This is a genomic window from Terrabacter koreensis (assembly GCF_054783315.1).
On record NZ_BAAGQU010000004.1, the window covers coordinates 432,812 to 457,626 of the forward strand.

A 24,815-nucleotide genomic window follows, 5' to 3' on the forward strand; every position below is an offset into this window, starting at 1 on the left:
CTGCGCCGTGCTCGCCATGAGGTGAGGCAGCTGCGAGGTGTCGCCGTGCCACCACGGTCCTTGGCGTCTGCGCACGAGTCGCTGTTGGTGGCGATGGAGCGATACGCGGCGGAGCTTGCCGCCCTCAGCCTGCCGGTCCCCACGAGGCTGCGTGACGACCTCCGTCTCCAGCGCAGCATCCGGGGCCACCGCCGTGGCTAGGTGGCGCGACGTCCGCCGATCCAGCCCGCACACACCACTACCGGAGGGTCCGACAGCGATGGCACGGATGAGCTTCCCCCGTTGATGCGCCGCCTGGTTGTCGTCAACCTCTTCTCCGGGCCCGGGTGGCGCGACGCGTCGGACATGGTCGGGCATGTACCGACCGGCGATGCCGGGGCGTGGCTCCTGATCCAGCCCGACCTGATCCAGGTCGTGTCCGGTAGCCGCGGCGACGCCCAAGAGCTGCGCGACGAGAGCCAGGGAGGGCCGTTCTTCTACTGCCATGCCTGGCACACGACCGCGGGGCCCGACAGGCCGACGGTGCACACCGTCGCGTCGGGCGACGCAGACCTCTACGAGGAGGTCCTCATGAGCGTCGGTTTCCGGCTCGAAGAGCCCGACGGGATCCAGCTGCAGAAGGACGAGACCGGCGCCTTCTGGGGCTACTACGTCTGATGTCCTGCCCCCACCCGGCCGGGTCCCTGGCAGTGACCTGCCCGTGCTGCCGCTGGTCTGCGCTTCGGGCGCCGTCGCCCGTCGACGGCGCTCACTCGGCCCCAGCGGCGCCCGCGCTGAACGTGAGGAACCGGCCCTGGTGGGCCTCGAGCGAGAGGTCGAGGCCGTGCAGCTCGTCGACCTCGCCGAGCTCCTCGCCGGTGAGCTCGTCGACGACGCTCCACCCGGGCGTGAAGTGGTTGCTCGTGACCCGCACGTCGACCGGGTCGGCGCTGAAGTTGAGCACCGTGGCCTGCCGCAGCACGCCGGGCAGGTCGTCGTGCACCATGACGAGCACTCCCGGGTGGCTGCAGGCGGGAACCTCGATCTGGGTCGCGGTGGCGATGCCCGATGCCTCTCGCACCCGCAGGACGTGGGTGAGTCGGGACGCGAACGAGTCGGGGTCGTCGAGCTGGGCCGGGAGCGACCCGTAGAGCGACCGGCCACGCGGCATGCCGGAGGCCGACTGCGCCAGGTCGGGCCGGTAGTCCATCAGGTCGTAGGCCCCGCGGTGCAGCCACCGCGTGTCACCGGTGGCGAGGAGGTGGCCGATCTCGTCGCGGTCGACCGTGGTCATGCCCGTGAGGTCCCACCCGGACAGGGCGAACACGCCGGGCTGGAGCGCGTTGAACATCGCGAGCAGCAGGTGGGCCTGCCGGATGTTGTCGATGTCGAGCCCGTCGACGACGTCGAGGTCGCGGTAGCCGAGCGCGGCCGCGATGACGGTCGCCGTGGTCGACGCGATCCCGTTGGTCGTGAAGATCGCGTTGTACGGTCCGGCCTCGCCGGTGAGGTGCTCGACCAGCTGGCCCCTCACGTGCGCGGCCAGTGCGGCACCGGTGACCTCGACGCCGTGGAAGGTGAAGAGGTCGTCGTGGTGAAGCGTCTCGAAGTGCACCAGCTCGTAGGTGAGCTCGTCGTGGTTCTGGAGGGCGTGGACGAGTGAGATGGGGTGCACGCCGGACTCGAGCGAGATGTTGAGGGTCAGCCTCAGGAACTCGGTGTCGGCGGTGGCGAGCGCGTGGTGGTAGGCGGGCCGGTTGACGAAGTCGTAGGAGAGGTCGGCACCGGCTTCGGCGGTGACGCGGATGTCGTCGACGGTCAGGTTGAGCTCCTGGAAGCTGAAGCCGCCGACCTTGCGGACCATCGAGCCGATGAGCTGGTTGGCTGCCTCGGAGAGCGGGTGGCCCTCGGACCATGCGGCCTCGCCCTCGCTCGACTTCTCGACGCCGAGGAAGCCGTTCGCGTCGAGCCGCAGGCCCCCCGAGCCGAGGTCGCCCATCGAGTGGAGGGCGTCGCCGATGACGAGGCGCATGCCTGCGAAGGTCGGGTCGAGCCAGTTGATGGAGGGCTGCCCCTCCTTGAAGTAGTGCAGGTAAACCCAGCGGCGTGTGACGCCGTCCTCACCCACGACCTCGCCGGTCGCGGACCAGTTCGTCTCCTTGACGCCGGGCGCGTAGAAGATGACGCGCTGCAGCCGGCCGATGATGTAGCCGGCCCTCTCCAGGGCCGCCTCCGCCTCGCCGTCGAGGTTGGCCGAGTCGCGCCCGGGGCGCACCTCGGGGAGCAGGTGCCAGTCGGCGGGGTCGATCTCGACCATGTGGAAGATGCCGGGGTAGTCGCCGACGTTCATCTCCGCCAAGCGGAAGTCCGGTCCCTTGCCGGTGTGGCCGGGGACGATGTCGTCGATGATGGTGCCGCCGTGCGACGCCGCGACGTCGCACATCGAGCGGTACTCGTCCTCGGTGCCGAATGCCGCGTCGATCTGGGTCGAGATGCGGTCGAAGTGCCCGTCCACGCTGGGGGTGGGGTCCCAGCCGGAGAGCCCGCCCGCCCGCTTGACGGGGCCCGTGTGCACGGCGCGGATGCCGATCTGCGCGAAGACGTCCCAGAGGTCCGGGTCGGCGAGGGTGCCGAGGAACGACGTGCCGCCCTTGGTCACCATCGAGATGGGGTATGCCGTGAACCACACGGGTGCCGCCTGCACCGCAGCGACGGGGTTGGGTCGGGCGTAGGGGTTCTGCCACATCGACCCCTTGCCGGAGAACTGGGCGGCGATCGCCTTCGCGTCCGCGAGCATCGACTCCCGTCGCAGCCACGCGACGTATGCCGGGTTGGTGCCGACGGGCTCGCCGACGCGCTCGCTCGGCTCGGGGGTGCCCTGCGCGCGCAGGCGGGCCCGCGGTCGCATCCGCAGCGGTTGCGGGCGAGCGGCGAAGAAGTGCTCGGAGTAGCTGATCTCGGTCGGCTCGCGCTCGGCAGGGTCGCGCGGGTCGGACACGGCAGCACCGTGCTCCGAGGGGTCGGTCTCGGTCCTGGCGTCGACGTGCTCCATGTCCGTCATCCAAGCACTTTCGTCCCTGGTGGCGGGCCGGCCACCCGGCTCCCCGCCGACGGAGGGTGGGCAGCGGGACTGCGCGCCGGGCTCGTGGTCTCGGCGGCGTGGCGGCGCCGTCCGTCACCGGCTGATCGTCGCCTCGACGTCGATCTGGCCGAGCTTGGCCGGGTTGCGCACGGCGTAGATGCGGCTGATCCGGCCGTCCTCGACGACGAAGCTGATCGCCGTGTCGTAGCCGTCGTCGGTGTCGACGATTCGCGCGCCGGCGGCGCCGTTGAGCAGCACCCGCAGGATCTGCGCCCCCGGTGCGAGCCTGCCGAACGGGCGCAGCAGGTTGGCGACCTTCTTCGCACCGACCACCGGGTTGACGACCGCCTGGACCACACCGCCGCCGTCGGCCACGAGCACCACGTCGGGGGCGAGGACGTCGAGCAGCGCCTGCAGCTCGCCGCCGGTGACGGCCGCGAGGAACCGCTCCACCACCTCCTGCTGCTCGCGACGCCCGACGTCCATCCGCGGCCGGCGTGCCGCGACGTGGTCACGCGCGCGGTGCCCGATCTGACGGACCGCGGCCGCGGACTTGCCGACGGCGTCGGCGATCTCGTCGTAGGGGGTGTCGAACACCTCGCGCAGCACGAAGACCGCCCGCTCGGTGGGCGTCAGCGTCTCGAGCACGGTGAGCATCGCCATGGAGACGCTCTCGGCGAGCTCGGCGTCCTCGGCCAGGTCGGGGGCCGTGAGCAGGGGCTCGGGCAACCAGGCGCCGACGTAGTCCTCGCGCCGCCGGGCGTTCGCCCGGAGCCGGTCCAGGGCCTTGCGGGTCACCATCCGCACGAGGAACGCGCGCGGGTGCTCCACGTCTTCTCGCCCGTCGTCGCCGATGGCGTCCCACCGCAGCCACGTCTCCTGCACGACGTCCTCGGCGTCGGCCGCCGACCCGAGCATCTCGTAGGCCACCGTGAAGAGCAGCCCGCGGTTGGCGATGAACGGGTCGTCGTTCTGCGTCACGCCGTCGACCCTACGGCCGGCCGCCCCGCAAGTGGCTTCAGACCGCACGCGGTCGCGAAACCGTCGGACTCGATGCCGAGAGCGACGTTCGCGCGGGTCGTGAAGTTGGCGAAGGCGACGACGGCCGTGAGCTCGACGACCGCGGCCTCACCGAGCTGGGCGAGCAACGAGGCCACCATCTCGTCCGTCACCGTCGGCTCCGTCTCGGTCATCGCCTCGGCGTACGCCAGCACCTCGCGCTCGAGCGGGGAGAAGGCGTCCGACTCTCGCCACCTCGGGATCTCGTGCGCCTTCGCCAGGTCGAGGTGCTTGTTGTGGGCCTCGAAGTAGTTGAAGTCGAGGCACCAGCTGCAGCCGACCTGCGAGGCGACCGCCATGTGGGCGAAGGACTTCAGCTGCTCGTCGCACGCGTCCCACTTCTGCACCTTGCCGCCGACGGCGGTCATCCCCATGAGCACCTTCTGGTTGTGCCAGTAGACGCCGAGGGAGCTCGGCACGCGCCCAAGTGCCTTGCGTGCGAAGCGTTTGACGACGGCCCCCTTCAGGCCGGTGATCGGGGCGGCGGGGATGCGGGTCGAGTCGGTCATGTCGTCCTCCTGCTGTCGGTTCCATCCGGGTTCGACATCCAGACGCCGACGGGCCGCGGAATGTGACATCCGGCCGTGACGGCCCTCTCCATGACGGGGTCGTCGGGGTCGTCGGGGTCGGCGCCGCGGTCTACCCGGACGGTTCCACGGTCCCGCCGGACGCGCCCAGCCGGCCCACCGCGGCAGACAGCCTCGGGACGGCCAGCGCCCGGGCCAGCTCGTCGAGCTCCTCCCGCAACGCGGCATCCCCGGCGCCCTGACCGGCGAGCTCGCGGCTGCCCAGCAGCGCGACGAGGCTGTAGCCCTCGTGCAGCGGGGCGTCCATGTGCCGGTCGAGCTCGACGGCGCGCTGCAGCAGCTCGTCGGCTCGCGGACTCCCGAGAAGTGCCTCCACCGAACCGAGGTAGCGGTCGGCCGCACCGAAGGTCGCCATCATCGGACCGAAGACGACGCTGTGACCGGACACCAGCTCGAGGTGGGACCTCACCTCCAGGGCGAGCTCACGGTCGGCGAGCCAGAGGATGCACTCGGTGAAGAAGACGAGTGCGAGCTCCCAGGTGCCCAGGGCTCGCCACGGGGCCAGCCCCCGGGCGAGGGCCTCACCCAGCAGCCGACGAGCGGCCGTGCGCATCCCGAGCTCGCGGTAGAGCGCGAGCATGCCCGGCGCCCACACGTCGGTGGAGCGCTCCTCGCCCGAGACCCCCGAGCGCATCCGCTCTAGAGCGAGCCGCTCACGGTCGACGAGGAAGCGCTGGGTCGTGCTCGCTCCCGCGAACCGGCCGGTGACCCGGCTGTTGTCGCCGGCCTCCTTCGCCAGTGCCTCAGCCCGGTCGAGGTCCCCCAGCTCCATCGCGCGGGCATAGCCCTGGCACAGCACGACCTGCGCTGCCGTGACCGTGCCGGAGGTCCGAGCTGCTGCGTGCGCCACCGCCTTCGCCTCGCGCACCTCGTCCGGACGGCCCAGCACGTACGCGCTCACGGCGTGTGACATGGCCGACCAGGCGAGTGCGTCGCTGTCGCCGATCCGCCGGGCGATGTCGCCGAGCTCCCTGGCCCGGGCGAGGCGGGCCTCGGCCGTCTCCGCACTTCTCGGAGGTGGCAGGACGACGGCGGCCTCGAGCACGTGCGCGAGGAGGGATGCGTCGCCGCTCTCACGCGCCGCCCTGATGAGCTCGGCGAAGACGGGCCCACGCTCGTCGAGCCGGGTGCCCTGCGCGAGCGTCCGGGCCAGGTTGGCCCGCGCCCGGACCACGAGGGGATCCTCCGGCTCCATCGGGGGGTCTGCGGTGAGGGCGCTGTCCAGCGCGCGCTGCAGGATCTCGACGGTGTCGTCGGCCGGCCGACCGACACGGAACGCCGCGTCCTCGTAGGCGACCGCGGCCCTCAGCCGGGCGCGTGGGTCGGCCGAGGAGAGCACCGCCGCGGCGTGCCTCGCGGCAGCCTCGTAGTCGCCTGCGTGGCGGCTGGCCGCCGACGCCTCGAGCCGCAGCTCGTCGGTGTCACCCGTGCCCGTGGACAGCGCGACGGCTCGTTCGAGGAGCGCCGCGGCGTCGGCGTGGGCGAGACGTCCTGCCGCCAGCCGGGCAGCAGCCCTGAGGTACTTCTGGGCGGTGTCGCGGTGCCCCGTCGAGTGGGCCGCGGCGTAGTGGTGGGCCAGGCGCTCGATGACGTCGGGTGCGTCCTGGAACCCGGCTTCCAGTGCCCGGGCGACGCCGAGGTGCGTGGCGATGAGGCTGCCGGGGCGCATGAGCTGCTGCACCGCCTGTCGGGCGATCTCGTGGACGAAGCCCACGCGACCGTCCCCGCCGGGCCGAGCGTCGACGATGCCGAGCGCAGCGCCGGCGTCGACCGCCCCGAGGGCGGCTGCCGCGTCGACACCGGCAGCGGCGGCGACGACGTCGACGTCGAACTCGTGCCCCACGACGGCCGCCACCTCGAGGGTGCGCCGCTCGGACGGCACGAGCCTGCCCAGGCGCTGCTCGTAGATGTCGAGGACCACTGAGGGAGCGACCAGGGGACTCGTGCCGAGAGTGTCGAGGCCGCCGTGGCGCTCGAGCTCGCGCACGATCTCGCGCAGGAAGAACGGGTTGCCCGCCGACTGCTCCCGCAGGAGCGCCCCGGCCCGACGAGCCTGCGTGGGGGTCGCACCCAGCTCGTGTCTCACGTACGTCACGATGTCGGTCGCGGTCAGCGGGCCCAGATGGAGCGACTCGACCCCGTCGACACGGGCCAGCCGGGCCATGGCAGCGACGGCGGCAGGGGAGCGGTCGGGCGGCGCGAGGCTGTGCGTGGCGAGCACGAGGATCCGGTCGTCCGCCGTCGCGGCCACGAGGTGCTCCAGCAGCTCGAGCGTCGCGGCGCCGGCCCAGTGCAGGTCCTCGAGGACGAGCACGACCGGCCTCACCCGGGCCGCCGCCCGGACGAGGTCCACGACGGCGTCGGAGAGCTGGTCGCCGGCGAACGGGCGGCCCGCGGCAGGGGCGGGTCGACCCGCAGCGCGAGAACGCAGGCCGACGACGTGGCCGACGCGTTCGATCGTCTGAGTGCGGGTGGCGGCCGGCAGCACGAGGTCACCCGTCGCGGCGGCGTCGACGAGCACCCGGAGTGGCTCGACGAAGGGCCCGTACGGACGCTCCAGATCGGGTGAGCACTGACCGAGCAGCACGACGGCCCCGACGGCATACCTGGTGACACCCACCTCTGCCACGAGCCGGGACTTGCCGGCACCCGCCTCACCACCGACCAGGACGACGCGACGCGCCCCACGCGTGACAGTCCGCCAGGCCTCCTCGAGCGTGTCGAGGTCGCGTCGCCGCCCGACGAACGTCGGCGCCTCGGACTCCCACCGGGACGGCAGCGGTGGTCGTCGCCAGACGACGGCTCGGCCCTGCACCCCGACGTCGAGGTCGGGATCGTGGGCGAGGATCGCGCGTTCGAGCCGGCCGACCGCCGGCGCGGGGTCCAGCCCCTCGTCGCGCAGGTTGCGCCGCAGGCTGCGCAGGGTCGCCAGGGCCTGCGCCTGGTCGTCGCCGAGGTACTGCGCCCGAGCCAGCAGCATGGCACGGTGCTCGGAGGCGGGCAGCTCGTCCACGAGCACCCGCGCGGCGGGGAGCACCGCAGGCGCCCGGCCCACCCCGATGCCGGCCTCGACGAGCAGCTCCCTCGCCTCGGCCCCCACGACGTCGAGGCGACTCGCCTCGATCTCGCCGGGTGGCCAGCCCGACAGGTCAGGGAGCGGAGGTCCCCGCCACAGACCGACGGCGCTCTCGAGCAGCGCGACGGCGCGCGACAGCTCTCCGGACTCGACGAGCCGACGGGCTCGCTCGACCGTCCTCTCGAAGGAGGCCGCGTCGACGTCGTCGTCGTCCACCTCGAGCCGGTACCCGGTCGGCGTCGTGACGATGGCGTCGGAGCCGAGCTCGCGACGCAGCCGCACGACGCAGCCCTGGACGACCTTGGCCCACGACGACGGCGGGTGCACCGGCCACAGCGCGTCCGCGAGCTCCGCGGAGGTGGCGAAACCCGGCCGCCGGACCGTCAGCACTGACAGCACCACTCGGTCGCGCCGCGACAGCCTGCCGGGATCACCGTCGACGCAGAGGGGACCCAGAACCGCGATCCGCACCCCTTGACTGTAGGACCGCCGGACCTGCGGTCGTCGCGGTTCGAGGCGCTTCGGTGTGGGGCTGCGGCCGTCACCCGGTGCGTGACCGGCCTGATACCGGACGGGTGGACCGTGGTGCGTCCCCGCGCCGGCGGGATGTTGCTGAGAAGCAGTGGAGAGGGAAGCCATGAACGCCATTCGCCGCACCACCGCCCTCGCAGCCTCTGCCGTGGCCGCGGCTGTCGCCACCGTCGTCCTGGCTGCACCGGGCGCCGACGCCGCGAGCTACATGGACCCGGTGCTCGGCACGTCGGCCTCCGTCGGGAGCAGTGCACCGGGCCGGATCGCGTCACTCTCGGCAGAACGTCGCGCAGCCGCGGGTCTGCAGGCCAAGACGATGCTGCACAATGAGATCCGCCTCGCGGAGAACGCCGTCCGCGACCTCTGACCCAGCGGACACGGAGACACGCGGCCGGCGGCTCGCGCGTCTCCTGCGTCCCCACCACGGCGCGACCGCACCGGACCCACGGGCGGTGCGCGACGGCATACCTGATGGTGGTGGTCTCGACCCATGGAAGTCGGTTGAGTCGTGGGTCACATCGGCGCCTTGCGTGGGACGAGTCGTACGTCACGATGTGCCACAGTTCCTCTCGTGGCCTCATCGACGACGCCCGCGTCCTCGCCCCAGCCGACCCCGGCCTTCTTCCTCGCCGGTGGCACCGGCATCTCTGCGGAGACGCTCGGGAACATGATGCTCCAGCAGTTTCCGTCGGTGAGCTTCACCCGGCGCAAGATCCCGTTCATCACGACGGTCGAGCAGGCGCGCCAGGTCGTCGCCGAGCTCGACGCCGCCATGACCGACACCGTGACGCCGCTCGTCTTCTCCACCGTCTCCGACGAGGAGATCCGTGCCGAGCTGCAGCGGACGCGGTGCGCCTTCATCGACCTCTTCGGGTCGCACCTCGCCACCGTCGAGCACGTCCTGCACGTCAATGCCGTCCACAGCGTCGGGGCGCTCCACGGTGTCGGTGACGTCGGCCGCTACGAGGCCCGCATGAAGGCGGTCGAGTACGCGATGGAGCACGACGACGGCCAGAGCATGCGCAACCTCGAGCAGGCGCAGCTGATCCTCATCGCACCCTCGCGCTGCGGCAAGACGCCGACCTCGATCTACCTCGCGCTGCAGCACGGCATCAAGGTCGCGAACTACCCGCTCGTGGAGGAGGACTTCGAGTCGAGCGACCTCCCGCGTCCCGTCCGGCCGTATGCCGCCAAGTGCTTCGGACTGCTGTCCACCGCCGCCCGCCTCAGCCAGGTCCGCGGCGAGCGGCGCCCGGGCTCTCGCTACGCCAGCCTCGCCCAGTGCAGCTACGAGCTGCGCCGCGCCGAGGCGATGTACCGCGCGCACAAGGTGCCCGTCGTCAACTCCTCCGCGATGTCCGTCGAGGAGATCGCGGCCGTCATCATGCAGAGCCGCCGGCTCGGCAACGGCTGACGGCCCCCGAAGAACCACAGACCCACCCGACCACCGAGCCGCACCACCTACCGGAAGGACCTGCTGTGACCGAGAACGTGAAGAGGTTCGCCGACCTCGGACTGGGCGATGTGGAGCTGGTCGGGGGCAAGAACGCCTCCCTCGGGGAGATGGTCCAGCACCTGTCCAAGGCCGGCGTCACCGTGCCCGACGGCTTCGCGACGACGGCCGACGCCTACCGCCGCTTCCTCGCCGAGGACGGCCTCGCCGACCGCATCAACGCGCTGCTGTCGGACCTCGACGTCGACGACACCCGCAAGCTCGCCGAGGTCGGCGCCAGCATCCGCGAGCAGGTCGAGGAGCAGGCGTTCCCCGCCGACCTCGAGCAGGACATCCGTGAGGCGTTCGACCGGCTCGTCAGCGAGCAGGGCGGCGGACAGGGCGGCGGCCAGGGCGGCGGACAGGGCGGCGACGGCGCCGACGAGGTCAGCTTCGCGGTGCGCTCGAGCGCGACCGCCGAGGACCTCCCCGACGCGTCCTTCGCCGGGCAGCAGGAGACCTTCCTCAACGTGCGCGGCATCGACAACGTCCTGCACGCCATCAAGCTCGTCTTCGCCTCGCTCTACAACGACCGCGCCATCGCCTACCGCGTGCACAGCGACTTCGACCACTCGGTGGTCGCGCTGTCGGCGGGCGTGCAGCGCATGGTGCGCTCGGACATCGGCGCCTCCGGTGTCATGTTCACGATGGACACGGAGTCCGGCTTCCGCGACGCCGTCTTCATCACGAGCAGCTACGGCCTCGGCGAGGCGGTCGTGCAGGGCGCCGTGAACCCCGACGAGTTCTACGTCTACAAGCCGGCGCTGCGAGCGGGCCGCCCGGCGATCCTCAAGCGTGGGGTCGGCGGCAAGGCGACGAAGATGGTCTACACCTCCGACGCGAGCGTCGGGCGCACCATCGAGTTCGTGCCGGTGCCGGAGGAGCAGCGCCCGCGGCTGTCGATCACCGACGAGGACGTCACCGAGCTGGCCACGCACGCGTTGCGCATCGAGGAGCACTACGGGCGCCCGATGGACATCGAGTGGGGCAAGGACGGCGTCGACGGCGGCCTCTACATCCTGCAGGCGCGTCCCGAGACGGTGCAGTCGCGTCAGACGGGGTCGACGATGCGCCGCTTCCGCATGGACGAGCGCGGGCCGGTGGTCGTCGAGGGTCGCGCCATCGGTCAGAAGATCGGTGCCGGGGCCGTTCGCGTGCTGCAGTCCATCGACGCGATGCACGACTTCCAGCCGGGCGAGGTCCTCGTCGCCGACATGACCGACCCCGACTGGGAGCCGATCATGAAGCGCGCCAGCGCCATCGTCACCAACCGTGGCGGCCGCACCTGCCACGCCGCGATCATCGCCCGCGAGCTCGGCATCCCTGCCGTGGTCGGCACCGGCTCGGCGACCTCGGCCCTCACGGAGGGGCAGGAGGTCACGGTCTCGTGCGCCGAGGGCGACACCGGTTTCGTCTACGAGGGGCTGCGCGAGTTCACCGTCACCGAGACGGCCCTCGACGAGATGCCTGAGGTGCCGGTCAAGATCATGATGAACGTCGGCACCCCCGAGCAGGCCTTCGAGTTCTCGAGCCTGCCCAACAAGGGTGTCGGACTCGCCCGCCTCGAGTTCATCATCAACCGCCAGATCGGCATCCACCCCAAGGCGCTGCTCGAGCTCGACGACCAGGAGCCCGCGCTCAAGGCCGAGATCGAGGCGCACATCGCCGCGTATGCCGGGCCGCGCGAGTTCTTCGTGCAGCGCGTCGCCGAGGGCGTCGCGACCATCGCAGCGGCCTTCGCGCCCGAGCCGGTCATCGTGCGCATGTCGGACTTCAAGTCGAACGAGTACGCAGGGCTCCTCGGCGGCGAGCGCTACGAGCCGCACGAGGAGAACCCGATGATCGGCTACCGCGGCGCCGCGCGGTACCTCTCGTCGGACTTCGCCGAGTGCTTCGCCATGGAGTGCGAGGCGCTCAAGTACGTGCGCGACGAGATGGGCCTGACCAACGTCAAGATCATGATCCCCTTCGTGCGCACCGTCGCCGAGGGAAAGGGCGTCATCGACCTGCTCGCCTCGCACGGCCTGCGCCGCGGCGAGAACGACCTGCAGGTCGTGATGATGTGCGAGATCCCGAGCAACGCCGTCAACGCCGACGAGTTCCTCGACCACTTCGACGGCTTCTCCATCGGCTCCAACGACATGACGCAGCTGACGCTCGGCCTCGACCGTGACTCATCGCTCGTCGCCGGTTCCTTCGACGAGCGCGACCCTGCGGTCAAGAAGATGCTCGCCATGGCGATCAAGGCCTGCCGCGACCGCGGCAAGTACGTCGGCATCTGCGGGCAGGGGCCCTCGGACCACCCCGACCTGGCCGAGTGGCTGCTCGACCAGGGCATCGAGTCGATGTCGCTCAACCCCGACACCGTCGTCGAGACGTGGACCCGTCTGGCGAAGCACCGCGCGGAGGTCGCCGGCTCCACAGGCGGCTGACCGCGCGCGATCCGCCCCGCGACGGCGACGCCCCCGCAACAGAGACGCCCGCCGGTCCTCGACCGGCGGGCGTCGCGCGTCGTGGTGGCGCGGCCCGTCCGGGTGGGGGGTGGACGGGCCGCGCCGGTGGCTCCGGCGGAGGGGGGTTGCGCCGGAGCGTGAGCGTGACCGTCGAGCCAGGGGGACGGACGGTCACGCAGCAGGAGCATGCCATGACGCGGCCCGTGCGCTGCAGAGCAACACGCCCTCGGCGTGGCCAGGCACCGTCGCCTGATGGGGAAGCCCGCGCCTGCGGATGGCCGACTTCTCGATGAAGGGAAGGCCCCGCACACGAGAGGGTCAGCGGAAGCGGGACGGGAACTGGGCGATGATGCCGGCGCTCAGCTGGTCGGCCATCATCAGGATGTGGGCGTGCACCGCCTCGTAGTCGGTGACGCTCGCGGCGTACTGCCCGCCGAGCTCGTGAGCCGCCTCGGCGAGGGTCTGGTCGAGGTGCGCCTTCATGTCGGCGCGCATCACGGCCCTGGGCCAGGACCGGGGGTTCGCGGCGGCGAGGAAGTCGGCGATGTCGTTCGCGTTGGCGTACCAGCGGGCGTCGGCGGCGGTGAACGCGGCCGTGTCGCCGGCCTTGGCGGCCTGCAGCACCTCGACGGCGATGGTGATGTGGTCGTGCAGCAGGGCGGTGAGCCGGTTGCCGGCTGCGGTCCCGTAGTACGGCGCGATGGCGTTGCCGATGTCGCGCTGGTTCTGGAGCAGGCGGGCGGCCGTGGCGTCGAAGCCCGCCGACCCGGCGGCGAAGGTCACGATCGCGAGGCGCGTCCAGGTCACGTGGTCCTCCCAGAGCTTGCGCATCTGGTCGTGGAAGGCGGCTCGCGACGTCCTCGGTGTCGTGGCGACGGCCGCATGCGATGCATGGGCCGTGACGGACGTGACGGTCGTGTCTCCCGCCCTGGCCGACACCATGCCGGATGCCAGGACCGTGCCGAGCAGGGCTCCGAGTAGGAGAGCCACCAGCGAGATCATCTGTCGCCGAAACGTTCTCGTGCGGGTCATGTCGTGCCTCCTGTCAGGTGGCCGACGTGGCCACGACCTGTTGGCGGCAGCGCGCGAGCTCGTTCTTACCGGTCGACGCTGCCGACCTGGTCGAGCGGTTGGCCGGCGGCGCTCGTGAGCCTCACCAGGCAGGCGCCCTCACGGGCGAAGGGGACGAGCCCGACCTCGATGTCGCCGCCCCCCGATCGCTCGAGCGTGGCGCGCAGCATCTCCGCGTGCATGGTGCACACGACCTCCGGGTGCTCCCGCGCGGAGCGCAGCACCGGGCAGGTGCGCAGGGCGACGTCGCCGGTCGCGTCGACCTCGGGCGAGAAGCCGGCGGTCGTGAGCAGCGAGACGACCTGGTCGAGGGGGGCGCCGGCGGTCGCGTCCTCGTCGGCGAGCTGGGCCGCCCAGTGCCGCCCGATGGCCCGGGCGTGCAGCTCGGCGTCGGGTGTCGTGGCGAGGTGCTCGGCCATCGCCAGGACCAGCTCGTCGGTGGACACGGGCCGCGCGTCGCGTGCGGCCTCCAGCGCCAGTCGCCCTCGCTGGGTGAGCCGGTGGCCGTGCGCCGGCCTCCCGCGTGCGCCGCTCTCGATGCCGACCCTCTCGACGAGGCCGTCGTCGACGAGTCGGCCGAGGTGGGCGCGGGTCGTGTTCGGGTGCCCGCCGAGCGACTCGGCGAGCTCGGCGATGGTGGCCGGGGGCCCGCCGTCCTCGTGGGTGGCGAGGGCCGAGAGCACCTTGCCCCTCGCCGACGACACCTCGGGCAGAGGAGTGGGTCCCGTTCGCTCGGCCATCGGTCCAGCATGCCGGACGGCAGGGAAGGGCACCCTCACTGGCGCGGCTTCGTCCCGTCGGCTACTTTTCACACAAGCAGTGTAATAAATAGCTGGCCCCACGCAATCCCAGGAGCTCACCGTGACCTTGCCCGCCCCCCTTCCCGTCTCCGACGTCAGCAAGCCCGCGTGCGGCTGCGGGTGCGCCGACAGCGGTGAGCCCGAGCTCGACGTCCGCGCCATCCCGCACGCCCTGCGCCACGGCACGGTCTTCGGCGCGCTGGCAGCAGTGCCGGCCGGGTCGTCCATGCGACTCGTCGCACCCCACGACCCGAAGCCGTTGCTCGCCCAGATCGCCGGTCGCGAGGGTGAGGCCGTCGAGGTCACCTACCTCGAGCGCGGGCCCGAGGCCTGGACGCTCCGGCTCAGCCGCCGCGCCTGACGCCCGACCACGCACCGCGACCGCCCACGACAGCCCACGACCGCCCGTGACCACCACCGACCCGCAGACGACCATGGCGACGCCCCAGCGCCCACCGGTCGGCGCCCTGCCCGGTCGCGGCGCCTGGGCCCTGCGTGACCACCCGACGACCCTGTGGCTGACCGCCGCGCTCGTCGTCGCCGCGTTCGGCCGTGCCCTGCCCGCCGCCGACTGGCTCGTCGTCCACCTCGTGCTCCTCGGGGCGGTCACCCACGCCGTCATGGTGTGGAGCACGCACTTCGCGCAGGCCCTGCTGAAGACGCCCCCGACCGTCGACGGCCGCAGGGAGCAGGGGCGCCGGCTCGCGATGCTGCTCCTCGGCTCGTTCCTCGTCCTCGTCGGCGTGCCGACCGGATGGTGGTGGGTCACGCTCGCCGGCGCCGTGACTGCTGCGGCCGCCGTCGCCTGGCACGGCGCGCAGCTCTGGCGCCGGCTCCGCATCGCGCTGCCCGGCCGCTTCCGGGTCACCATCCGCTACTACCTCGTGGCCGCCGCGTGCATGCCCGTCGGAGCGACCTTCGGCGTCCTGCTGGCGCGGCACCCCGCCGACCCGTGGCACACGCGCCTGCTCGTCGCCCACTCGATGACCATGGCGCTCGGCTGGCTCGGACTCACCGTGGCGGGCACGCTCGTCACGCTCTGGCCCACGATGCTGCGTGCGCGCATGGACGATCGCGCGGAATCGCTGTCGCGCCAAGCGCTTCCGGTGCTGACACTCGCCGTGCTCACGGCCGCAGCCGGTGCCCTCCTCGGCTCGCGGGCGCTCACGTCGACCGCACTCCTTGCGTATGCCGCCGGGCTGGGCTGGTGGGCCCGCGCCCTCCTCGCCCCCGCGCGGAGGAACCCGCCGCGCCGCTTCGCCACGGTCTCCGCCTCCTGCGCGCTCGCATGGTTCGTCGCTAGCGTGGTCGGTGTCGCCGTGCTCGTCGCTCGTGCGACCGACTGGCCGCAGGTGGGCGACGGCTACGACCGCGTCGCCGCCGCGGTGGCCGTCGGCTTCGCGCTCCAGCTCGTGCTCGCGGCCCTGAGCCATCTCGTGCCGAGCGTCCTCGGAGGTGGTCCGACCGCCGTCCGCGCCGGTCTCGGCTGGTTCGAGCGGGCCGCGCCGACACGGGTCGCCGCGCTCAACCTCGGCCTCGTCCTGTGGCTGCTGCCCCTGCCCGCGGCCACTCGGGTGGCTGCTGCGGTGCTCGTGGGTGTCTCGGTCGCGGCCTTCCTGCCGCTCACGGTGCTCGCCGTGCTGGCGAGCGTGCGCTCGCGCCGGGCCGCCGACACCGCCGCCGACACCACCGACGTCCCCGCCGCCACGGCCGCCGCGCAGGCCGGCGTGACACGAGCTCCCCTGGGGGAGAGGCCGTTCTGGTCCTCGACGCAGCTGCCGGCCGCGGTCTCCCTCGTCGCCCTCGTGGTCGCCGCGAGTCTGGGTCTCGGCGGGACGGCCACGGGCGCTGGGACCGGAGACACCGTGACGCCCACCGGGCACACGACCACCGTCGAGGTCGCGGCGAACGGCATGGCGTTCAGCCCCTCGGCGGTGACCGTGCCGCGCGGGGACCGGCTCGTCATCCGCCTGACCAACCGCGACCGCACCACCACGCACGACCTCGTGCTGGCCGGCGGTCACCGCACGCCGCGGCTCGCGCCGGGCGCCTCAGCGACGTTGGACGCGGGTGTCGTCAGCGGGCCTCTCGAGGGCTGGTGCTCCGTGGTCGGCCACCGGCAGATGGGAATGCTCCTGCAGGTCATCGTCTCCGGTGACGTGTCGCCGGCGGACGCCGCGGGCCCCCACGACCACGCGGCGACGGCGAACCCGACCTCCGGGCCGGCGACCGGGGCCCTGTCACCGGGCCGCACGGCATACGACCCCGCGCTGCCGCCCCTGACGAGCGAGCGCCTCCACCGCGTGACCATCACCGTCGGAGAGGCCGAGCAGGAGGTGGCGCCGGGACGGTGGCAGCGGCGGTGGACGTTCAACGGATCGAGTCCGGGACCCACCTTGCACGGGCGCGTGGGCGACGTCTTCGAGGTCACCCTCGTCAACCACGCCTCCATCGGCCACTCGGTCGACTTCCACGCGGGCTCGCGGGCGCCCGACAATGTGATGCGCACGGTGCCGCCCGGAGGCAGCCTCGTCTACCGGTTCACCGCGAGCCGGGCCGGCATCTGGATGTACCACTGCTCGACCATGCCGATGTCGGCCCACCTCGCCGCGGGTCTCGTGGGCGCGGTCGTCATCGAACCGCCCGGCCTGCCCGCCGTCGACCGCTCCTACGTTCTCGTGCAGTCGGAGCTCTACCTCGGCGCGGACACCTCCCGCGGGTCTGCCGCCGAGGTCGACGCAGCCAAGGCGCAGGCCGACGCGCCCGACCTCCTCGCCTTCAACGGGGTCGCGAAACAGTACGACACGTCACCGCTGGACGCGCGCGTCGGCGAGCGAGTTCGCCTCTGGGTGCTGGACGCCGGGCCGAACCGCCCCACGATCTTCCACGTCGTCGGCGCGCAGTTCGACACGGCCTACGCCGAAGGCGTCTGGCTGCTGCGGCCCGGAACCGCCCGCGGCGGCAGCCAGTCGCTCTCGCTCGGCCCGGGCCAGGGCGGGTTCGTCGAGACCGTCTTCGACGAGGCCGGCCACTACCCCTTCGTCAGCCACGTCATGGCCGACGCCGAACGTGGGGCGCACGGCGTCGTGCAGGTGCGCCCGTGACCACACAGACCACGACCGAGACCGCCGCTCTCGACGGGAGCCGATGATGTGCAGCTACTGCGGTTGTGCCGACCTCGAGGTGATCGGCCGGTTCATGGCCGAGCACGAGCACATCGTCAACCACCTCGGCGAGCTCCGGCGCTCGCTCGACGACGAGCCTCGCCGGTGCGCGGCGGTCGAGCAGCTGGCCGCCCACCTCGACCCGCACGTGGCGTCGGAGGAGGCCGGCCTCTTCACGGTCATGGCGCGCGACGAGCTCTTCACCGACCACATCGGCGCCCTCTGCGACGAGCACGACGAGCTCGATGACCTGCTCTCCCGCATCGGGTCGGGCCAGGTCGAACAGTTCGCCCGCTTCGAGAAGCTGCTGCGCGAGCACATCGACCGCGAGGACAACGGGCTCTTCCCGGCCGCGGCGATCCATCTCGGTGGCCCCGAGTGGGCCGAAGTCGACACCCTCACCCGCTCTCGAGGAGGAGTATCAGGTGGAAACCACATCGGGTCCTAGCCCTAGTCACACAGGCCACACCGGTGACAGGGTGCTCGTGACGACGCCCCCCGGGGTGGCGTGTGCCAGCAACGGAGCGCAAGGGAGTGCGACCTGTGACTGAGAGAGCGACCACGGCGAGCGGAGATCGCACGAGCGTGCCCGGTCCCAGAGCCCCCGGCATCGACGGCCCCGCATCGGCCGCCTTGCTCAGGGCCGGCCGGTTCTTCACCCGGTGGGACGAGTCCGCTGACGGCAGAGCGGTATTCCGGGAGGGTGGCCGCGCCGGCGACGTCTTCTACCGCGACCGGTGGAGCCACGACAAGGTCGTCCGCTCCACGCACGGCGTCAACTGCACCGGCTCCTGCTCGTGGAAGGTCTACGTCAAGGACGGGATCATCACGTGGGAGACGCAGCAGACCGACTACCCCTCCGTCGGCCACGACCGGCCGGAGTACGAACCGCGCGGCTGCCCGCGCGGCGCGGCCTTCTCCTGGTACACCTACTCGCCCACACGGGTGCGCTACCCGTACGTCCGCGGTGTGCTGCTCGAGATGTACCGCGACGCGAAGGCGCGTCTCGGCGACCCGGTCGCCGCGTGGCACGAGATCACCACCGACCCCGAGAAGCGCCGCCGCTACCAGAGCGCCCGGGGCAAGGGCGGCCTCGTACGGGCATCGTGGGGCGAGGCCGTCGAGATCGCCGCCGCCGCACACGTGCACACCATCAAGGAGTACGGCCCCGACCGCGTCGCCGGCTTCTCGCCCATCCCGGCGATGTCGATGGTGTCGCACTGCGTCGGCACCCGCTTCATCCAGCTCATCGGCGGCGTCATGACGAGCTTCTACGACTGGTACGCCGACCTGCCCGTCGCGAGCCCGCAGGTCTTCGGCGACCAGACCGACGTGCCCGAGTCAGGCGACTGGTGGGACGCGACCTACCTCATGATGTGGGGCTCCAACGTCCCCGTCACGCGCACCCCCGACGCGCACTGGATGGCCGAGGTCCGCTACCGCGGGACGAAGGTCGTCACGGTCAGCCCCGACTACGCCGACAACACGAAGTTCGCCGACGAGTGGATGCCAGCGCAGGCCGGCACCGACGCCGCCCTCGCCATGGCGATGGGCCACGTGCTGCTCAAGGAGTTCTTCGTCGAGCGCGAGGTGCCCTTCTTCACCGACTACGTGCGCACCTACACCGACCTGCCCTTCCTCATCCGCCTCGACCCCGCCGAGGGGGCGTATGCCGCCGGGTCGGGCGACGCGGCGGCGCCACCGTCGGTGCCGGGCAAGTTCCTGACGGCGACCGACCTGACGGCTGGGGCTTCTCCGGCGTCGCCGCCCGACGAGGACGCCTGGAAGACAGTGCTGCTCGACGAGGCGACCGGCCAGCCGGTGGTCCCGAACGGCTCGATGGGGTTCCGCTACGCGGACTCCGGCAAGGGCCGCTGGAACCTCGACCTCGACGGGGTGCGTCCCGCCCTGACGATGGCCGGCCCGGGCGCCGAGCAGGTCGAGGTGCTGCTGCCGGCCTTCCTCGAGGCCGACGGGTCGGGGTCGGTCCTGCGCCGTGGCGTCCCCGCGCGCCGGGTCGGTGGACACCTCGTCACGACCGTCTTCGACCTCATGCTCGCCCAGTACGGCGTGGCTCGCGACGGGCTGCCGGGGGAGTGGCCCACCGGCTACGACGACGTCGCCACGCCCTACACGCCCGCGTGGCAGGCCGAGATCACCGGTGTCCCGGCCGAGCAGTGCATGCGGGTGGCGCGCGAGTTCGCGACGAACTCCGAACAGTCACAGGGCCGCTCGATGATCATCATGGGCGCCGGCATCTGCCAGTGGTTCCACGGCGATGCGACCTACCGCTCGATCCTGTCGCTGCTGATCCTCACCGGCTGCATGGGGCGCAACGGCGGCGGCTGGGCGCACTACGTCGGGCAGGAGAAGTGCCGCCCCATCACCGGCTGGATCAGTCTCGCCAACGCGCTCGACTGGAGCCGGCCGCCGCGCACCATGATCGGCACGGCGTACTGGTACATGCACACCGACCAGTGGCGCAACGACGGGTACTCCGCCGACTCGCTCGCGTCACCCCTCGCGAAGGGCCACCTCGCGGGCAAGCACACGGCCGACACGATCGCGGAGTCGGCGCGTCTCGGGTGGATGCCCTTCTACCCGCAGTTCGGCACGAACCCGATCCAGGTCGCCGAGGACGCCGAGGCCGCCGTCGAGGCGGGCACCGCCCCCAGCGCGGCGGCATACGTGGCCGGTGCGCTCCACGACGGCACCCTCAAGGCCTCCATCGAGGACGTCGATGCCCCCGAGAACTGGCCGCGCACCCTCGTGCTCTGGCGCAGCAACCTCATGGGCAGCTCCGCCAAGGGCAACGAGTACTTCCTGCGCAACCTGCTCGGAACCCACCACAACGTCCTCGGTAGCGAGAACCCCGTGACACCAAGGCCGGCCGACGTGAAGTGGCACGACGAGGCACCACAGGGCAAGCTCGACCTCCTCCTGTCGGCCGACTTCCGGATGACCTCCACGACGCTGCTCTCGGACATCGTGCTGCCCGCGGCGACCTGGTACGAGAAGCACGACCTCAGCTCGACCGACATGCACCCGTTCGTGCACGCCTTCACGCCGGCCATCGACCCGCCGTGGGAGGCCAAGAGCGACTTCGACCTCTTCCACCTCCTGGCCCAGAAGTTCTCGGACCTCGCGAAGACGCACCTGGGCACGGTCAAGGACCTCGTCAGCGTGCCGCTCATGCACGACACCCCCGGCGAGACCGCCCAGCCGGGCGGTCGCGTCGTCGACTGGCGCAGCACCGGGGAGCCGGGCACGCCGGGGCGCACCATGCCGGTCTTCCAGGTGGTCGAGCGCGACTACACCGCGATCGCCGAGAAGCTCGCGACGGTGGGCCCGCTCGCCGACACCCTCGGCTTCACCGTCAAGAACGTCACGTTCAAGGTCGCCGAGGAGGCCCAGCGGCTCGCCAGGAAGAACGGCGTCATGCTCGGCGGCGCCGGCGACGGGCGGCCCGCGATCGACACCGACGAGAAGCTCGCCGAGGCCATCCTCACCTTCTCGGGAACGACCAACGGGCACCTCGCCGTGCAGGGCTTCAAGACCCTCGAGGAGCGGGTCGGCAAGAAGCTCGTCGACCTCGCCGAGGGTGCCGAGGAGAAGCGGATCTCCTTCGCCGACACGCAGGTCCAGCCCGTCCCCGTCATCACCTCACCCGAGTGGTCGGGCTCCGAGACCGGCGGCCGACGCTACGCGCCCTTCACCGTCAACATCGAGAGGCTCAAGCCCTTCCACACACTGACGGGGCGGATGCACTTCTACCTCGACCACGACTGGATGCTGGACGTCGGGGAGGCCCTGCCGATCTACCGGCCACCGCTCGACATGCACCGGCTCTTCGGTGAGCCGAAGCTCGGACCGGACGGCGCGAAGCAGGTGACGGTGCGCTACCTGACCCCGCACAGCAAGTGGTCGATCCACTCGGAGTACCAGGACAACCTGCTCATGCTCTCCCTGTCGCGCGGTGGCCCGACGGTGTGGATGAGCCCGCAGGACGCCGGCTCGATCGACGTCAGCGACAACGACTGGGTCGAGTGCACCAACGCCAACGGCGTGCTCGTCGCGCGCGCCATCGTCAGCCACCGGATGCCTGAGGGCGTCGTCTACGTGCACCACGCGCAGGAGCGCACCATCGACGTCCCCAAGTCCGAGGCAACCGGCCGGCGCGGCGGCATCCACAACTCGGTGACCCGCCTGCTGGTCAAGCCGACCCACCTCATCGGCGGCTACGCCCAGCTGTCCTACACCTTCAACTACCTCGGCCCCACCGGCAACCAACGCGACATGGTCTCGACCGTGCGCAAGCGCTCGCAGGAGGTGACGTACTGATGCGTGTCATGGCCCAGATGGGCATGGTGATGAACCTCGACAAGTGCATCGGCTGCCACACGTGCTCGGTCACGTGCAAGCAGGCGTGGACCAACCGCGCCGGCACCGAGTACGTCTGGTTCAACAACGTCGAGACCCGCCCCGGACAGGGCTACCCGCGCCGCTACGAGGACCAGGAGACGTGGCGCGGCGGCTGGACCCTCACGAGCCGGGGCAACCTCAAGCTCAAGGCCGGCGGCCGCGTGCAGAAGCTGCTCGGCATCTTCGCCAGCCCCGTGCAGCCCAAGCTGGCCGACTACTACGAGCCGTGGACCTACGACTACCAGACGCTCGTCGAGGCCCCCCTCGGCGACGACTTCCCGGTGGCGCGGCCCAAGTCGCTCATCACGGGCGAGAACACCAAGGTCACCTGGTCGGCGAACTGGGACGACAACCTCGGCGGCACGAGCCAGCTCGGACACCTCGACCCGCTCGTCGAGAAGGTGCGCCGCCAGTCGGAGGACAAGATCCGCTTCGAGCTCGAGCAGACCTTCATGTTCTACCTCCCCCGCATCTGCGAGCACTGCCTGAACCCGTCGTGCATGGCGTCGTGCCCGTCCGGTGCGATCTACAAGCGCGAGGAGGACGGCATCGTCCTCGTCGACCAGGACCGGTGCCGCGGCTGGCGCCAGTGCATCACCGGCTGCCCGTACAAGAAGATCTACTTCAACCACAAGAGCGGCAAGGCAGAGAAGTGCACCTTCTGCTACCCGCGCATCGAGGTGGGCCTGCCGACCGTCTGCTCCGAGACGTGCGTGGGCCGGCTGCGCTATCTCGGCCTCTTCCTCTACGACGCCGACCGCGTCACCGCGGCGGCAGCGACGCCCGACGACGGCGACCTCTACGAGGCGCAGCTCGACCTCATGCTCGACCCCAACGACCCGGAGGTGGTCGCGGCGGCCCGGCGCGACGGCATACCGGACGACTGGATGGACGCGGCGCGGCGCTCGCCCGTCTACGCCCTGGCCAAGAAGTACCGCGTCGCGCTGCCCCTGCACCCGGAGTACCGCACCATGCCGATGGTCTGGTACGTCCCGCCGCTGTCGCCCGTCGTGGATCTGCTTGCGTCACAAGGCCATGACGCCGAGAGCCGCGACGTGCTCTTCGGGGCCATCGAGGCGCTGCGCATCCCCGTCGAGTACCTCGCCGAGCTGTTCACGGCCGGTCGCGCCGACATCGTGACCGGTGTGCTGCGCAAGCTCGCCGCGATGCGCGCCTACATGCGCGACGTGTCGCTGGGCCGCGACGGCGACCCGTCCATCCCGGCCGCGGTCGGGCTCGAGGAGGAGACCCTCTACGAGATGTACCGCCTCATGGCGATCGCGAAGTACGACGATCGCTACGTCATCCCGACCGCGCACGTCGAGCGCGCGCACGAGCTCGAGGAGCTCGGCTGCTCGCTCGCCTACGACGAGGGGCCCGGCATGTACGAGTCAGGGCCGTTCGGCGAGGCGAGCGGCCGGCCCGCGCCGGTCGCGGTCGAGACGTTCAACGCCCTCAAGCAGCGCCAGACGACGGACTCGGCGACGTCGAGCGAGGAGCTGCGGGGCCGCGTCAACCTGCTCAACTGGGACGGCAACGGCACCCCGCCGGGCCTCTTCCCCGGCAACGAGCGCGGGAACGAGCGTGGCACCGATCGCGGCACCGAGTGGGAGGTGGCGCCGTGATCGGCCTGCGCTCGAGGGCCCGCCGCGCGGAGGAGCGGCGCGGCCGGTCCGCCGACCACCGGGTCGTGCACCTCGTCGCGTCCCGCTGCCTCGACTACCCGACCGGCGACCTCCTCGCAGCACTGCCGATGCTGGCCGATGCCCTTGCAGAGCAGGCGGGCTCGCCGGGTGCGCGCGAGCTGGTGACCCTCGTCGATCACCTGGGGTCGCAGCCGCTCGGGTCGCTGCAGCGCGCGTACGTCGACACGTTCGACCTGAGCCGCAAGCACGCCCTCTACCTGTCCTACTGGACCGACGGCGACACGCGGCGACGCGGCGAGGTGCTGGGACGGTTCAAGACGGCATACCGGCGCAGCGGCTTCCTCGTCGACACGCACGGGGAGCTGCCCGACTACCTGCCGATGGTGCTCGAGTTCGCAGCGTGCGCTGACGCGGAGGCCGGAGCCGCCCTGCTGCAGGAGTACCGCGCCAGCATCGAGCTGCTGCGGATCGCCTTGCAGGAGAAGCAGAGCCCGTATGCCGCCGCGGCCACAGGCGTGTGCGCCACCCTGCCCGGCGAGTCCCCGGCCGACCGCGCGGCCGTGATGGCGATGGTCGGCATGACGGGCCCGCAGCCGGCCGAGAGCGTCGGGCTGGAGCCGTACGACCCGAGACTCCTCCCGCTGCAACCGGTCTCGTCGAGCGCACCCCAGGAGGCACGAGCATGAGCACCTTCCTCTGGGGCGTGCTGCCCTACCTCTGCATCGCGAGCCTCGTCGGCGGCACGATCTGGCGCTACCGCTACGACAAGTTCGGCTGGACCACGCGCTCGTCACAGCTCTACGAGTCCCGGCTGCTGCGCATCGGCTCGCCGCTCTTCCACTTCGGCATCCTGCTCGTCTTCGTCGGGCACGTCGGTGGGCTCGTCATCCCCGAGGCGTGGACCGAGGCGGTCGGCGTCAGCGAGGGGCTCTACCACTTCAACGCGCTGCTCTTCGGCGGCCTCGCCGGCGTCTGCACCCTCGTCGGCATCCTCATCCTCGTCTACCGGCGGCGGCGCACCGGCCCGGTCTTCATGGCGACGACGAAGAACGACAAGCTGATGTACGTCTTCCTCGTGGCGGCCATCGTGCTCGGGCTGTGGACGACGCTCGTGAGCGTCGGCGCGGGCAGCGAGGCGCACAACTACCGCGAGACCGTGTCGCCGTGGTTCCGCTCGGTGTTCCTGCTGCAGCCCGACGTCGCCGCCATGGAGGAGGCGCCGATCCAGTTCCACGTCCACGCGATCGTCGGGATGCTGCTCTTCGCGCTGTGGCCGTTCACCCGGCTGGTGCACGCCTTCACGGCACCGCTGCACTACCTCTTCCGGCCCTACATCGTCTACCGCTCGCGCGACGCCCGCGGCACCGGCTCGCGTGCGAGCCGCCCGGGCTGGTCCGGCGTCGGCACGAGCGACCGGGAACGCCGATGACCACCTCGAACCATCGCTCACAGG

17 protein-coding genes are annotated in these 24,815 nt (G+C 71.6%); 11 read left to right on the plus strand and 6 right to left on the minus strand.

Going from position 1 to position 24,815, the window contains the following annotated elements; translation table 11 throughout:
* Positions 1-285 precede the first annotated feature (285 nt).
* Positions 286-657 carry a hypothetical protein gene (locus ACYVNR_RS04765; RefSeq protein WP_045190894.1) on the plus strand — a complete coding sequence of 124 codons (372 nt, stop codon included), beginning with the start codon at positions 286-288 and terminating at the stop codon, positions 655-657.
* A 91-nt stretch (positions 658-748) separates the two neighbouring features.
* Here ACYVNR_RS04765 and treS read toward each other — a convergent pair whose 3' ends face one another.
* The 4 genes from treS to ACYVNR_RS04785 all read right to left on the minus strand — a co-directional run bounded on the left by treS (position 749) and on the right by ACYVNR_RS04785 (position 8,254).
* Entirely contained in the window at positions 749-3,040 is a 2,292-nt protein-coding gene (gene treS, locus ACYVNR_RS04770) for a maltose alpha-D-glucosyltransferase (protein ID WP_461046920.1), read from the minus strand.
* 114 nt (positions 3,041-3,154) lie between these two features.
* On the minus strand, positions 3,155-4,042 hold the full coding sequence (locus tag ACYVNR_RS04775) for an RNA polymerase sigma-70 factor (RefSeq protein ID WP_461046922.1): 888 nt from the start codon (positions 4,040-4,042) through the stop codon (positions 3,155-3,157).
* On the minus strand, positions 4,039-4,629 hold the full coding sequence (locus ACYVNR_RS04780; protein ID WP_045190892.1) for a carboxymuconolactone decarboxylase family protein: 591 nt from the start codon (positions 4,627-4,629) through the stop codon (positions 4,039-4,041). The genes ACYVNR_RS04775 and ACYVNR_RS04780 overlap by 4 nt, the downstream gene beginning before the upstream one ends.
* Positions 4,630-4,759: 130 nt before the next feature.
* Positions 4,760-8,254, minus strand: coding sequence for an ATP-binding protein (locus ACYVNR_RS04785; RefSeq protein WP_461046924.1), 3,495 nt, complete (start codon positions 8,252-8,254; stop codon positions 4,760-4,762).
* A gap of 166 nt (positions 8,255-8,420) precedes the next feature.
* On the opposite strand from ACYVNR_RS04785, the gene ACYVNR_RS04790 reads away from it, so the two are divergent.
* The 3 genes from ACYVNR_RS04790 (at position 8,421) to ppsA (ending at position 12,238) form a co-directional block, all read left to right on the plus strand.
* Positions 8,421-8,681, plus strand: a complete 261-nt coding sequence (locus ACYVNR_RS04790; RefSeq protein ID WP_461046926.1) for a hypothetical protein — start codon at positions 8,421-8,423, stop codon at positions 8,679-8,681.
* Positions 8,682-8,885: 204 nt separating this feature from the next.
* Positions 8,886-9,728, plus strand: a complete 843-nt coding sequence (locus tag ACYVNR_RS04795) for a pyruvate, water dikinase regulatory protein (protein ID WP_045190889.1) — start codon at positions 8,886-8,888, stop codon at positions 9,726-9,728.
* A gap of 65 nt (positions 9,729-9,793) precedes the next feature.
* Entirely contained in the window at positions 9,794-12,238 is a 2,445-nt protein-coding gene (gene ppsA / locus ACYVNR_RS04800) for a phosphoenolpyruvate synthase (protein ID WP_461046928.1), read from the plus strand.
* 339 nt (positions 12,239-12,577) lie between these two features.
* Here the strand turns inward: ppsA and ACYVNR_RS04805 are convergent, their stop codons facing one another.
* Positions 12,578-13,249: a hypothetical protein gene (locus ACYVNR_RS04805; protein WP_461046930.1), complete on the minus strand. Its 672-nt coding sequence runs from the start codon at positions 13,247-13,249 to the stop codon at positions 12,578-12,580.
* 107 nt (positions 13,250-13,356) lie between these two features.
* Positions 13,357-14,070: a helix-turn-helix transcriptional regulator gene (locus ACYVNR_RS04810; protein ID WP_461046932.1), complete on the minus strand. Its 714-nt coding sequence runs from the start codon at positions 14,068-14,070 to the stop codon at positions 13,357-13,359.
* A gap of 121 nt (positions 14,071-14,191) precedes the next feature.
* On the opposite strand from ACYVNR_RS04810, the gene ACYVNR_RS04815 reads away from it, so the two are divergent.
* The 7 genes from ACYVNR_RS04815 to narI all read left to right on the plus strand — a co-directional run bounded on the left by ACYVNR_RS04815 (position 14,192) and on the right by narI (position 24,791).
* On the plus strand, positions 14,192-14,491 hold the full coding sequence (locus ACYVNR_RS04815; protein WP_461046934.1) for a DUF2249 domain-containing protein: 300 nt from the start codon (positions 14,192-14,194) through the stop codon (positions 14,489-14,491).
* 46 nt (positions 14,492-14,537) lie between these two features.
* A complete protein-coding gene (locus tag ACYVNR_RS04820; RefSeq protein ID WP_461046936.1) occupies positions 14,538-17,234 on the plus strand; it encodes a multicopper oxidase domain-containing protein in 2,697 nt (898 codons plus the stop codon).
* Between the two features lie 46 nt (positions 17,235-17,280).
* Positions 17,281-17,742 (plus strand): hemerythrin domain-containing protein, encoded by a 462-nt coding sequence (locus ACYVNR_RS04825; RefSeq protein ID WP_045191083.1) that lies wholly within the window; start codon positions 17,281-17,283, stop codon positions 17,740-17,742.
* 137 nt (positions 17,743-17,879) lie between these two features.
* A complete protein-coding gene (locus ACYVNR_RS04830) occupies positions 17,880-21,635 on the plus strand; it encodes a nitrate reductase subunit alpha (protein WP_461048282.1) in 3,756 nt (1,251 codons plus the stop codon).
* Positions 21,635-23,341 carry a nitrate reductase subunit beta gene (gene narH / locus ACYVNR_RS04835; protein ID WP_461046938.1) on the plus strand — a complete coding sequence of 569 codons (1,707 nt, stop codon included), beginning with the start codon at positions 21,635-21,637 and terminating at the stop codon, positions 23,339-23,341. Before ACYVNR_RS04830 ends, narH begins: the two co-directional genes overlap by 1 nt.
* Positions 23,338-24,048 (plus strand): nitrate reductase molybdenum cofactor assembly chaperone, encoded by a 711-nt coding sequence (gene narJ / locus ACYVNR_RS04840; RefSeq protein ID WP_461046940.1) that lies wholly within the window; start codon positions 23,338-23,340, stop codon positions 24,046-24,048. Before narH ends, narJ begins: the two co-directional genes overlap by 4 nt.
* Positions 24,045-24,791 (plus strand): respiratory nitrate reductase subunit gamma, encoded by a 747-nt coding sequence (gene narI / locus ACYVNR_RS04845; RefSeq protein ID WP_045190883.1) that lies wholly within the window; start codon positions 24,045-24,047, stop codon positions 24,789-24,791. Before narJ ends, narI begins: the two co-directional genes overlap by 4 nt.
* The last annotated feature ends 24 nt before the right edge of the window (positions 24,792-24,815 follow it).

Excerpts from the sequence above, each read along its gene's own strand:
- ACYVNR_RS04765 (WP_045190894.1), top strand. The coding sequence starts at position 286 with ATGCGCCGCCTGGTTGTCGTCAACCTCTTCTCCGGGCCCGGGTGGCGC.
- treS (WP_461046920.1), bottom strand. The coding sequence starts at position 3,040 with ATGACGGACATGGAGCACGTCGACGCCAGGACCGAGACCGACCCCTCG.
- ACYVNR_RS04780 (WP_045190892.1), bottom strand. The coding sequence starts at position 4,629 with ATGACCGACTCGACCCGCATCCCCGCCGCCCCGATCACCGGCCTGAAG.
- ACYVNR_RS04790 (WP_461046926.1), top strand. The coding sequence starts at position 8,421 with ATGAACGCCATTCGCCGCACCACCGCCCTCGCAGCCTCTGCCGTGGCC.
- ACYVNR_RS04810 (WP_461046932.1), bottom strand. The coding sequence starts at position 14,070 with ATGGCCGAGCGAACGGGACCCACTCCTCTGCCCGAGGTGTCGTCGGCG.
- ACYVNR_RS04825 (WP_045191083.1), top strand. The coding sequence starts at position 17,281 with ATGTGCAGCTACTGCGGTTGTGCCGACCTCGAGGTGATCGGCCGGTTC.
- narH (WP_461046938.1), top strand. The coding sequence starts at position 21,635 with ATGCGTGTCATGGCCCAGATGGGCATGGTGATGAACCTCGACAAGTGC.
- narI (WP_045190883.1), top strand. The coding sequence starts at position 24,045 with ATGAGCACCTTCCTCTGGGGCGTGCTGCCCTACCTCTGCATCGCGAGC.